The 9,593-nt window shown below is 75.7% G+C and carries 8 protein-coding genes; 3 read left to right on the top strand and 5 right to left on the bottom strand.

The annotated features are described in order from the left end of the window. Positions 1–81: 81 nt before the first annotated feature. The 4 genes from RF644_RS13550 to RF644_RS13565 all read right to left on the bottom strand — a co-directional run bounded on the left by RF644_RS13550 (position 82) and on the right by RF644_RS13565 (position 4,112). Positions 82–1,134 carry a hypothetical protein gene (locus tag RF644_RS13550; protein ID WP_368796865.1) on the bottom strand — a complete coding sequence of 351 codons (1,053 nt, stop codon included), beginning with the start codon at positions 1,132–1,134 and terminating at the stop codon, positions 82–84. Continuing rightward, positions 1,131–1,532 carry a chorismate mutase gene (locus RF644_RS13555; protein WP_017833621.1) on the bottom strand — a complete coding sequence of 134 codons (402 nt, stop codon included), beginning with the start codon at positions 1,530–1,532 and terminating at the stop codon, positions 1,131–1,133. The genes RF644_RS13550 and RF644_RS13555 overlap by 4 nt, the downstream gene beginning before the upstream one ends. Before the next feature lie 10 nt (positions 1,533–1,542). Continuing rightward, complete coding sequence (gene mnmA, locus RF644_RS13560; protein WP_368796866.1) at positions 1,543–2,745, bottom strand: tRNA 2-thiouridine(34) synthase MnmA; 1,203 nt, start codon at positions 2,743–2,745, stop codon at positions 1,543–1,545. A gap of 161 nt (positions 2,746–2,906) precedes the next feature. Beyond that, the gene (locus RF644_RS13565) at positions 2,907–4,112 is read right to left on the bottom strand and encodes a cysteine desulfurase family protein (protein ID WP_368796867.1); all 1,206 of its coding nucleotides are present in this window, start codon (positions 4,110–4,112) and stop codon (positions 2,907–2,909) included. Between the two features lie 58 nt (positions 4,113–4,170). Here RF644_RS13565 and RF644_RS13570 point away from each other — a divergent pair, with 58 nt between their 5' ends. Continuing rightward, the gene (locus RF644_RS13570; protein ID WP_017833618.1) at positions 4,171–4,638 is read left to right on the top strand and encodes a tRNA (cytidine(34)-2'-O)-methyltransferase; all 468 of its coding nucleotides are present in this window, start codon (positions 4,171–4,173) and stop codon (positions 4,636–4,638) included. A 34-nt stretch (positions 4,639–4,672) separates the two neighbouring features. Here the strand turns inward: RF644_RS13570 and RF644_RS13575 are convergent, their stop codons facing one another. Next, positions 4,673–6,148 (bottom strand): S1C family serine protease, encoded by a 1,476-nt coding sequence (locus RF644_RS13575; protein ID WP_368796868.1) that lies wholly within the window; start codon positions 6,146–6,148, stop codon positions 4,673–4,675. Between the two features lie 279 nt (positions 6,149–6,427). On the opposite strand from RF644_RS13575, the gene RF644_RS13580 reads away from it, so the two are divergent. Together RF644_RS13580 and RF644_RS13585 are read left to right on the top strand one after the other, a co-directional pair. Next, the gene (locus tag RF644_RS13580) at positions 6,428–8,485 is read left to right on the top strand and encodes a TPM domain-containing protein (protein WP_368796869.1); all 2,058 of its coding nucleotides are present in this window, start codon (positions 6,428–6,430) and stop codon (positions 8,483–8,485) included. 157 nt (positions 8,486–8,642) lie between these two features. Continuing rightward, on the top strand, positions 8,643–9,386 hold the full coding sequence (locus tag RF644_RS13585) for a PspA/IM30 family protein (protein ID WP_017833616.1): 744 nt from the start codon (positions 8,643–8,645) through the stop codon (positions 9,384–9,386). Positions 9,387–9,593 lie beyond the last annotated feature (207 nt).

A 9,593-nucleotide genomic window follows, 5' to 3' on the forward strand; every position in this document is an offset into this window, starting at 1 on the left:
GGGGTCCACCTGCATTGTGGCCGATTGCGGCCCGCCCCGCACCTCGGCGCGGAGTGTGTCGGTCCACCGGGTGGGACGGGCTCACGCGTCGGCGGCGGTCCGGGCCAGCGCGGAGGCGGTTCCGGTGACCCGCGCGAGGACCTCGCGCAGCTCGGCGGGGCCCAAGGTGTCGAGCTCCTCGCGCGGTGTGATCCGGACCCGGTCGAGGGCGGCGGCGGGCAGCCCGAGGTCCCGCCACACGGACCACACGTCCGCGGCGAGGGCGCGGGCCGTGCCGCCGGCCGCGGGGACGAGGCCCAGCCACAGCTGCATGCCGTCCTCGACGAGCGCGGCGAGCGGCTCCCAGTCGTGGACGGTGCCGGCGGGGGCCGGGACCTGCACGGCTTCCGCGCCGGTCTCCCGGGCGAGCCGGGGGTCGACCCCGGGCGGCAACCGCAGGGCGACGCCGGCGGCGCCGGCCGACCGGCAGGCCTCGACGACGGCGGTGAGCGAGCGCCGTGCCTCCGCGGCGGGGACCGCCCGCAGGGTCCGGTAGCCGCTCATCGTGGGCAGGCCGCCCGCGAGCACCCGGGCGAGCTCGGGCTCGTCCAGCTGGACGAGGACGTCCCGGCCGGGGGCCGCGGCGCGCACCGCCCGGACGTGTTCCAGGACGCCGGAGGCCAGGGAGTCCGCGATGTCGCGGCGGGCGCCGTGGTCCTTGAGCGCCCGCTCCCCCGCGTGCAGGTGGAGCCGGGCGGCGAGGCTGAGCGGGCCGACGAGCTGGGTCTTGACCGGGGCGTCGTCGGGGCCGCTCTCGGTGCCGATCACGTCGGCGAGCACGTTGACGTCACCGGCCAGCAGCGCCCGGGCGGACCGGGAGTCCTTGCCGGGCACCCCGGAGACGCGCAGCCCGTGGGGCTGCCGGTCCGCGTACAGGTCGTCGAGCACCGCGGCGGTGCGGGCCACGGGGTCGGCGGCCGCACCGCGGGCGGGCAGGATGGGCAGGAACGAGATGTGCGGGGCCCCGAGCTCGCCGCGCAGCAGCGTGACGGACTCGACGACGTCCGTGCCCGGCATCGCGCCGAGGGCCGTGCCCACGACGCCGGGGACGTCGGGGTCGGTGCGCCGGGGGCCGGGCGGGGCGCTGCGGGTCACGGGCGGTCGTCGTCCTGCCGCCGGTGGTCCTCGGAGAGGGCCACGTGGTGGCGGATGACCTCGCTGATGATGAAGTTCAGGAACTTCTCCGCGAACTCGGGGTCGAGCTGTGCGGAGGCCGCGAGCGCCCGGAGGCGGCCGATCTGGGCGGCCTCGCGGTCCGGGTCGCCGGCGGGCAGGCCGTGGGTCGCCTTGAGGACGCCGACGCGCTGGGTCGCCTTGAACCGCTCGGCGAGCAGGTGCACCAGGGCCGCGTCGATGTTGTCGATGGTGCCGCGGATGGACTGCAGCTCGGCGAGCACGCGGGGGTCGGCCTGCTCCTGGAGCGAGGACGCGGTGGCGTCGAAGTCCTGGTGAGCCCGGACGTCGGCGGAGGCGTGGGGGTGCGGTGCGGTCATGGCCGCCAGTCTATCGGGCGGGATCGGGCCGGCCCGCACCGCCCGGGACGTCGGGGCGGGCCAGCGAGTGGGCGCGGTCGACCGTGGCCTGGCCGAGGACCCGGGTGCCCTGGTAGAGCACGACCGACTGTCCGGGGGCCACGCCGCGCATCGGCTCCTCGAGCCGGACCACGAGCTCGGGCAGCGGGCCGTCGTCCCCCTCGACGAGCTCGAGGTGGGCCCGGGCGGGGACGGGGTCCCCGTGCGCCCTGACCTGGGCGAGGACGGGGAACGGGGCCGACGCCGCCCCGGCCGCGGCCCCGGGCCGCAGGAGTGGCGCCGCCTCGGGCACGGGCGCCCCGGCCCAGGAGGGGCGGATCCCGCGCAGCTCGTCAACCGCCAGCATCGCCTGCGGGCCCACGACGACCTCGTTGGTCCGCGGCCGGATCTCCAGGACGAAGCGCGGCTTGCCGTCGGGGGCCGGGGTGCCGATGCGCAGGCCCTTGCGCTGGCCCACCGTGAACGCGTTGGCGCCGGGGTGGGTGCCGACCACGTTGCCCTCGACGTCCTTGATCTCGCCCTCGGTCATCTCGATGCGCTCCGCGAGCCAGCCGCGGGTGTCGCCGTCGGGGATGAAGCAGATGTCGTGGGAGTCGGGCTTGCTCGCCACGGACAGCCCGCGGCGGGCGGCCTCGGCCCGCACCTCGGCCTTGGACGGGGTGTCGGCCAGCGGGAGCAGCACGTGCTCCAGCTGCTCGGCCGTGAGGACGCCGAGGACGTAGGACTGGTCCTTCGCCCAGTCCGCCGCGCGGTGCAGCTCCCGGCCGCCGGCGGGGTCCTCGACCACCTTGGCGTAGTGCCCGGTGCACACGGCGTCGAAGCCCAGGGCGAGGGCCTTCTCGAGCAGGGCTGCGAACTTGATCTTCTCGTTGCACCGCAGGCACGGGTTGGGCGTGCGTCCGGCCGCGTACTCCGCGACGAAGTCGTCGACGACGTCGGCCTGGAAGCGCTCGGAGAAGTCCCACACGTAGTACGGGATGCCCAGGACGTCGGCGGCGCGCCAGGCGTCCCGGGAGTCCTCGATCGTGCAGCAGCCCCGGGAGCCGGTGCGCAGGGTGCCGGGCGTGCGCGAGAGGGCCAGGTGCACGCCCGTCACGTCGTGGCCGGCGTCGACGGCGCGGGCCGCCGCCACGGCCGAGTCGACGCCGCCGCTCATGGCTGCCAGTACTCGCACGGTGAGATCGTCTCCAGGGGTCGGGGTCGTGGTCCGTGTCGTCAACGGGGCGCGGCCGGCCGGTATTCCCCGGCCGCGGCGGGGCGGGTCCCTGGGGCCCCGCTGGTCCGGGTCCCCGCCGGTGCGGGATCGGACCGGCGCGGGCTCAGACGGGCGCGGGCTCAGACGGGCGCCGCGCCGGAGAGCCCGGCGCGCAGCGCCCGCCGGTGGACCTCGGGCAGCGCGGCGAGCAGGGCGTCGACGTCGGCGCCCGTGCTCGTGCGGCCCAGGCTGAAGCGCTGCGCACCGCGCGCGGTGGCCTCGTCCAGGCCCATGGCCAGCAGCACGGAGGACGCCCGCGGCACCCCGGCGTGGCAGGCCGAGCCGGTGGAGGAGGCGATCCCGGCGCCGTCCAGCAGGAACAGGAGGGAGTCGCCCTCGCACCCGGGGAAGGTGAAGTGGGCGTTGCCGGGCAGCCGGGCGCCCGTGTGCTCCCGGTCCTCCGGTCCGCGCAGCACGGCGTCCGGCACGATCCGGCGCACGCCCTCCACCAGCCGGTCGCGCAGGCCCGCGAGCCGCTCCTGCTCGGTCTCCCGCTCCGCGGCGGCCTCGCGGGCCGCCACCCCGAAGCCGGCGAGCGCGGCGGCGTCGAGGGTGCCGGAGCGCACCGTGCGCTCCTGCCCGCCCCCGTGCTGGACGGGCGCCAGCCCCACCGTGCGCCCGGCCACGAGGGCCCCGGCGCCCACCGGTCCGCCCACCTTGTGGGCCGAGACGGCCAGCGTGGTGAGCCCGGGCAGGTGCGCGTCGACGGGCAGCGCGCCGAAGGCCTGCACGGCGTCGCAGTGGAAGGGGACCCCGAACTCCTCCGCGAGGGCGGCGATCTCCGCGACGGGCTGGACGGTGCCCACCTCGTTGTTGGCCCACATGACCGCCAGCAGCGCGGTGGCGCCCGGGTTGCGGGCCAGTTCCTCCCGCACGGCGGCCGGGTCCACGCGGCCGGCCGCGTCGACGGGCAGCCAGACGGCCTCGGCGCCCTCGTGGGCGGCCAGCCACTCGACGGTGTCGGACACCGCGGCGTGCTCCACCGCGGAAACGAGGACGCGGCGGCGGCGGGGGTCCTGCTCCCGCCGGTGCCGGTACAGGCCCTGGACGGCCAGGTTGTCGGCCTCGGTGCCCCCGGAGGTGAAGACCACCTCGACGGGCTCCGCGCCCAGGGCCGCGGCGACATCCTCGCGGGCCTGCTCGACGACGGCGCGCGCCGCGCGGCCGGGGCGGTGCAGCGAGGACGGGTTGCCGCCGCGGGCCAGCTGCTCGGCGACCGCGGCGAGCGCGGAGGGCCGGAGGGGCGCGGTGGAGGCGTGGTCGAGGTAGACGGGCTCGTGCGGCACGGACTCCAGTCTAGGGCCCCGGCCCGGGTGTGCGTCCGGCGTCCGTAGACTGGCGGTCATGCTCCGCATCCTCTTCCACACCCCCGAGATCCCGGGCAACACCGGCAACGCGATCCGCCTCGCCGCGGTCACCGGGGCCGAGCTGCACCTCGTGGAGCCGCTGGGCTTCGACTTCGGCTCCGCGCACCTGCGCCGGGCCGGCCTCGACTACCACGACCTCGCGGTGCTGACCGTCCACCCGGACCTGGACGCGGCCTGGGCCGCCCTGGCCCCGGAACGGGTCTGGGCGTTCACCACCGACGGCGAGGTCTCGCACACGGACGTGGCCTACCGCCCCGGGGACGTGCTGCTGTTCGGGCCCGAGTCGGTGGGCCTGCCCGCCGCGGTGAAGGCGGACCCGCACGTCACCGCGCGGGTCCGCATCCCCATGCTGCCGGCCCGGCGGTCGCTGAACCTCGCGAACTCGGCGTCCATCGCCGTCTACGAGGCCTGGCGCCAGCTGGGCTTCGCGGGCGCCGGGAGCTAGCCCCGGCGACCGGCCGCCCGCCGGGGCCCGCCGCTCACTGCTGCTCCTCGGCGTCCCCGACCGTCACGTCCGCGGTGCGCTCCTCGCCGTCCCGCACGAACGTCATCGTCCCGGTCCCGCCGGCGGGCAGCTCACGCACGGCCGCCGTCAGGGAGCTCGCGTCCTGGATGCGGTGGCCGTCGAACTCCGTGATCACGTCGCCCACCTCCAGTCCGGCCTCGTCGGCCGGCGAGCCGGGCACGACCTGCTCCACCGCGGCGCCGTCGGAGAAGGCCCGGCTCCGGCCGTCCGCGCCCGGGGCGGCGCTCACGCTCGTGCCGAGGTAGCCGTGCGTGGCCCGGCCGTTGTTGATGATCTCCACGGCCACCCGCTGGGCGGTGTCGACGGGGATCGAGAAGCCCACGCCGATGTTGCCGGCCTCCGTGCCGGAACCGGCCGAGGCGATGGCCACGTTGATCCCGATCACCTCGCCGTCCGTGTCGATCAGCGGCCCGCCGGAGTTGCCGGGGTTGATGGCCGCGTCGGTCTGGATCACGTTGAGGAACACCGACGGCGAGGATCCCTGCGAGCGGCCGCCGGAGCCGCCGTCCTCGTCGGGGAAGTTGAAGAAGAAGTCGTTGCCGCCGCCCTGCTCCTCGCCCTCGCCGTCGCCCTCCGACGGCGTGGACGGCGCGGCGGAGGAGGCCACCGTGATGGTCCGGTTGAGGGTGGAGACGATCCCGTCGGTCACCGTGCCCGCGAGGCCCAGCGGCGCGCCGATCGCGATGGCCGTGTCGCCCACGTTCACGTCGTCCAGGGAGCCCAGGGTCGCCGGGGTCAGCCCCTGGGCGTCGACCTTGAGCACCGCGAGGTCGGACAGCGGGTCGGTGCCGACCACCTCGGCCGGCAGCACCCTGCCGTCGTCGAGCTGCACCTCGAGGGAGGGGCTGCTCGTGGTCCCGTCGAGGGTCACCACGTGCGTGTTGGTGAGGATGTGGCCCTCGTCGTCGATGATCACCCCGGAGCCGGAGCCGTTCTGGCCGCCGCCGGACGCGGAGATCGTCACCACGGACGGGGACGCCTTCACGGCCGCCGCGGTGACCGCGTTCACCTCGTCCTGGTCGTTGACGATGACCGAGCTGGACGTCGACCCGCCCGCCGCCGGTGCCGCGCCGCCGCCGTCCAGCAGGGCGTCCGTCCCGACGGCCGCCCCCGCCCCGACCAGTGCGGCCAGGACCATGCCCGTCACGAGCGATCCCCCCGAGAAGCGCCGCCGCTCCCGGCGACCCCCGGTGCCGCTCCCGGTGCCGTTCCCCCACGGGTGCCGGGCGGCGGGGTCCCCGGCGCCCTGCCACGCCCCGGCGTAGGGGCCCGCGTCCTGGCCGCCGGCCTGCGGTGTCCCGTGGCCGGCGCGCGCGTCCTGCTCGGCGCCGGACGCCCACGGGTCGTGGGCCGGACGGCCGTAGACCGGCGGGAGGGGCTGCGTGAGCTGCGGATCGGCACCGTACCGCGGGTCGCGGGGCTCGGACATGGGGGTCTCCTCCTGGAAACGGACGGGCCCGGCGGTCCCCGGTGCGGACGGGGTGGCACGGGCGGCTCTGTCCCCAAGTATCCACGTCCGCACTGAGACGACGCTGAGAGCCCTGGTCGTTCCCCGGGCGCCGCCCGGACGGCGGCCGGGGACCGCCGGGCCCCGCCCGCAGGTCATCAGCCGCCTTGGGGTTTCGCCCTGCGCGTAGGTCCGGCGCCGATCGCCACGCCGTCACGCCCTCGCCCTAGAATCGGGAGCACCGACCACGTGAGGGAGATCATGCACTGGCGCCCCATTGCCCGCCGGACCGCCGCCGGCTGCGGCCTGACGCTCGCCCTGTTCGTACCCGCGGGAGCGGCTCTCGCCCAGCCGCCCGTCGACGTGCCCCCCGGCGAGCGGATCGTCGACGAGTCCGGGGTGCTGGAGGATCCCTCCGCGCTGGCCGCGGACGTGCGCGAGCTCGCCACCCAGGAGGGGATCACCCTCACCGCCGTGTTCGTCGACTCGTTCACCGACCCCTCGGATCCCGACGAGTGGCTGCAGGAGTTCGCCGAGCTCAACGGGCTCGGCAGCTCGGACGCGGTGCTGGTCGTCGCCACGGAGGACCGGCAGCAGCGCTTCTCCGCGTACTCCACGGGACCCCTCAGCACCGAGCAGCAGGAGCGCATCAACCGGCAGTACATCACCCCGGCGCTCGCGGCCGACGACTGGGACGGCGCCGTCGCGGGCGCCGTCGAGGGCATCGAGGCCGAGCTCTCCGGCGCCCCCGCCGGGACCGGGGAGAGCACGGACGGGGGCGGGGCCGGCTTCGGCCTGCTCGGTCTCGGGGCGCTCGGCCTCGGCGGGCTCGCCGTCTACGGCATGGCCTCCCGCAACAAGAAGCGCCGGCAGCAGGGGTCCGCCCCGCAGGGCGGGCCAAGCGGCCGAGGCGGCCCGCAGGGCCCCGGTGCCCCCTACCAGGAGGTCCCGGTGCCGGAGCTGCGTAAGCGGGCCGGGGAGCTGCTGGTGTCCACCGACAACGCCATCCAGCACTCCGAGCAGGAGCTGGCCTTCGCCCAGCTGCAGTACGGGGACGAGCAGGTCGAGCCGTTCCGCCGCGCCGTCCAGGACGCCAAGAAGCACATGCAGGCCTCCTTCGCCCTCCAGCAGCAGCTCGAGGACCACATCCCCGACACCGAGGAGCAGCAGCGGGCCTGGCTCGGCGAGATCATCGCCCGCTCCCAGGACGCCCAGCGCCCGCTCCAGGAGCACCAGGAGGCGTTCAGCTCGCTGCGCCGGCTGGAGTCCCGGGCCCCGCAGGCCCTCGAGGAGGTGCGGCGCCAGGCCGAGGCCGTGCGGCCCCGCTTCGGCACGGCCGACGCCCGGCTGCGGGAGCTCACCGCCCGCTACAACGACACGGCGCTCGCCCCCGTCAAGGACAACATCGACCAGGCCCGGGACCGGCTCGACTTCGTGGACACCGCCGTGGAGGAGGCCCGCACCGACCTCGCCGCCGGGCGCACGAGCGACGCCGTGCTGGACATCCGCGCCGCCGAGGAGGGCGTGGGGCAAGCCGGGGGCCTGCTCGACGCCGTGGAGCACGCGGCCACCGAGCTCGCCCACGCCGAGGAGTCCCTCAAGGACGCCGTGACCATCGCCCAGCGGGACGTCGCCGAGGCGGACGCCCTCGTCCGGCGCGGCTCCAACCCGGAGCTCGCCGGGGCCGTCGCCGGCGTCGGCGCCGTCCTGCGCACCGTCGAGGAGCAGATGGGCGCGGGACGGATCGACCCGCTCGGCCTGAGCCGGCGCCTGGCGGTGGCCAAGGACGAGCTCGACAAGGGGCTCGCGTCGGTGCGCTCCCAGAACGACCGGGACCGCTCCGCGCGGGAGACCCTCGCCCACACCCTCGTCTCCGCGCAGGCCCAGCTGAGCTCGGCGAGCGAGTACATCTGGGCCCGCCGCGGCGGCGTCGGCCCGGAGGCGCGCACCCGCCTCGCGGAGGCCGAGCGCTACCTGGAGGCCGCCCAGCAGGCCCGGAAGTCGGACCCCTCCGAGGCGCTGACCTGCGCCAACGAGGCCGTCCGTCTCGCCGGCGAGGCCCAGTACATCGCCCAGCAGGACGTCGACTCCTTCTCCTACGGCGGCTTCGGCACGCCCGTGGGAATGGGCGGCCACCGGGGCCGCTCCAACAGCGGTCTGGGCGGCGCGATGCTCGGCGGCATCCTCCTCGGCTCGATCCTCAACGGCGGCGGGGGCGGAGGCTTCGGCGGTGGCGGCGGAGGCTTCGGCGGCAGCTTCGGCGGCGGGTTCGGCGGCGGGGGCGGAGGCTTCGGCGGTGGCATCGGCGGAAGCTTCTGATCCGCGCCGACCGGTGCCCGGCGCCGGCGGACGGGCACCGCGCACCGCCGCCCCTCTGACCCTCGTCCGCCTCGTGACCCCTGACCGATCCACCGTCCCCGTCCGACCCACGATCCCGGGAGCCCGTCCCGGGAAGCACCAGAGGAGAGAAGGAACCATGATCAAGCAGTCCATCTTCGGCCGCATCGCCCAGCTCGCGAAGGCCAACATCAACGGCATGATCGACGCCGCCGAGGACCCCCAGCTCATGCTGGACCAGATGGTGCGCGACTACACCGAGAACATCCGCGAGGCCGAGGCCGCCGTCGCGCAGACCATCGGCAGCCTGCGCCTGCTCGAGCAGGACCACGCGGAGGACGTGCGCGAGTCCCAGGAGTGGGGCAACAAGGCCCTCGCGGCCTCGAACAAGGCCGAGGAGTACCGGGGCGCCGGCAAGTCCTCCGAGGCCGAGAAGTTCGACAACCTCGCCAAGGTCGCCCTCCAGCGCCAGATCCAGTACGAGACGGAGGCGCGCGGCGCCGAACCGCAGATCCAGTCCCAGACCCAGGTCGTGGAGAAGCTCAAGGACGGGCTCAACAAGATGCGGGGCAAGCTCCAGGAGCTGTCCAACAAGCGGGACGAGCTCAACGCCCGGCAGAAGACCGCGCAGGCGCAGTCGCAGGTCCAGGACGCGCTCAAGGCCTTCGACGTGCTCGACCCGACGAGCGAGGTCTCCCGCTTCGAGGACAAGATCCGCCGCGAGGAGGCCCGTGTCCTGGGCCAGCAGGAGCTCGCCGCGTCCTCCCTGGACGCGCAGTTCGAGTCCCTCGAGTCCCTGGGCCAGCAGTCGGAGATCGAGGCCCGGCTCGCCGCCCTGAAGTCCCGCAACGCCGAGCGGATCGTCTCCTCCGAAGAGGTCTGACCCCGCCCCGTCCCCGGGCAGGGAGGAGCCCCCACGGCCGCGGCCGTGGGGGCTCCTTCCCGCCCGGTGTCTTCCGGGCAAGGCGAAGGCCCCCGGACCGTGACGGTCCGGGGGCCTTCCGTGGTTGCGGGGGCAATGTGCTGGTTCAGGACATAGGCAAGGCATGTCTCGGGACATCGGCAACATGAGGTCGCACATCCGCGGCAG

Source organism: Kocuria sp. CPCC 205258 (assembly GCF_040981005.1).
GTDB lineage: Bacteria > Actinomycetota > Actinomycetes > Actinomycetales > Micrococcaceae > Kocuria > Kocuria rosea.

Bases quoted from the DNA above. Each gene is read 5' to 3' on its own strand.
- RF644_RS13555 (WP_017833621.1), bottom strand. From the start codon at position 1,532: ATGACCGCACCGCACCCCCACGCCTCCGCCGACGTCCGGGCTCACCAG.
- RF644_RS13570 (WP_017833618.1), top strand. From the start codon at position 4,171: ATGCTCCGCATCCTCTTCCACACCCCCGAGATCCCGGGCAACACCGGC.
- RF644_RS13575 (WP_368796868.1), bottom strand. From the start codon at position 6,148: ATGTCCGAGCCCCGCGACCCGCGGTACGGTGCCGATCCGCAGCTCACG.
- RF644_RS13580 (WP_368796869.1), top strand. From the start codon at position 6,428: ATGCACTGGCGCCCCATTGCCCGCCGGACCGCCGCCGGCTGCGGCCTG.
- RF644_RS13585 (WP_017833616.1), top strand. From the start codon at position 8,643: ATGATCAAGCAGTCCATCTTCGGCCGCATCGCCCAGCTCGCGAAGGCC.